This is a genomic window from Archangium violaceum Cb vi76 (assembly GCF_000733295.1).
GTDB classification, from domain to species: Bacteria; Myxococcota; Myxococcia; order Myxococcales; family Myxococcaceae; genus Archangium; species Archangium violaceum.
Map to the genome: position 1 here is coordinate 1 of NZ_JPMI01000268.1, position 1,610 is coordinate 1,610.

The 1,610-nt window shown below is 64.3% G+C and carries 2 pseudogenes; both read right to left on the bottom strand.

The features are described 5' to 3' along the window. Positions 1-381, bottom strand: a pseudogene (locus Q664_RS61570) (hypothetical protein); the annotation flags it as partial. Positions 382-446: 65 nt separating this feature from the next. Then, positions 447-1,610: pseudogene (locus Q664_RS62375) on the bottom strand (AHH domain-containing protein); the annotation flags it as partial.

Sequence of the window (1,610 nt, forward strand, 5' to 3'; positions counted from 1 at the left end):
CTCGCCTATCCTGTCTGGCTCGCCATCCTCAGGCCCCCAGTAAAACACCTCGTCACACCGGGCATCGTCGATGCAGCGAATGACTTGCAGGGCGTTGAGGATGAACCAGGGCTCCGCTTGCCCCTCCACCTCCACGGGGATGAACTGCACCTCCTTCTGGAGTCCCAGACGCTCGAAGAGCGAGACGACCCGACGGTGGACGACGGGAATCCCCATGGACTCCGTGTATTCGAGTGCAACGCCCGTGGGCTTCACGGACAAACGGATTGGTCTCTCGATTTCAAGGACTCTCCCTTCCCTGAACCGCCAGAGGTCGAACAACTCGCGCTCGTCATCGTCCTTGGTTCCAGTCTCATCCTCGCCATCCTTGAAGAGCGGCATCCTTAAATGCCAACGCCCTGGGATGTATTTGTTTTCGTACATTTCATAATACCTCGACTGGGCCGTCATGGCTTCCTCGTAGCGAGCTTGTTGAGTGTGGAGCCCGGTGTACAAACGTCGTCTGCGATCCTGTCGAGTTCTTCCACGAGCTTCGCTCGGCAATCGGCGCGGGTCCTACAAAGTTTAAGCTTATCACTCAATCGCTTGAAAATATCACTGTGGTACGCCTCGGGGTGCGGCCCCTTGTGGTCTCGCAGATAGACGATGTTCGCTGGGTCATCCAGGCTCATCCCCGCCCGCGCGAAGAGTGTTTCGAAATCCGGCGTCCAGGGGCCGCCGTTGTTTTCTGATATGTCATTCTTGTTGGTGCACAGGTGGTGGCGATGGTGGCCGTCTCGTCCCGACTCCGCGCAGGCCCCCGTCGTCCTCGTCGCGCTCACCGCCGACGTCACCGCCGCGGCCGTCGTGCTCGCCGTCACCCCCATCAGCACCACCGTGCCGTTCGCCACGCTCACCTGCGCCTTCGTCCCCGCTCCCACCCTCACGCTTCCCCGCGCGCCTCCTCCCGCCATGGCGAAGCGCGGCGGTGACACACTCGCCCACAGCCCTCCCTTCGGCACCTCCGGCAACCCTCGTGCCAGCTTCGCCCCCGCCACCGTCACCAGCACTCTCAGCCCTACTCCTCCCAGCGCCTTGCCGAAGCGCTCGGCCGCCGCCTCCAACTCCTCCCTCGTCCTCGCGCCTTCCGCCTCCCGGTACAGCGTCAGGCACGCAAGCCCCACTTTGTAGAGTTCCACCGCGCTGTACGTCAGCAGCAGTCCCAGCGTGACTGCTCCGGCCAAGGCCTTGCTGAACACCGGCTCGGGTGCCGCCCAGGCCAGCATGTACAGCGCCAGGGACGTCCCCACCGACAACAGCACGGCAGGTGAGCTGAACAACTCCAGCGCCGCCTCCCCACGCCCGCTCCCATGTAGCGCGGCGAGAGCTTCAGCGCCTGAAACCACCTGGCACTCTCCAGAGAGCCCGGAAGCTCCATCAGGGGAGCGCCCAGCAGCGCCTCGTACTCCTCGCGCACCCGCCGCTCCAGCGCCGAGGGGTGGGGGTCCGACGGTGGCACCAGGCCCGCCATCGTCCGTGTATGGGCCTCCGACAGCAGACGCAGCCCTGGCCTCGGCTTGGCCTCCTTGAACTCGCCTTCCAGTGCCGCTACCACCTCGCGTGCATCCTCT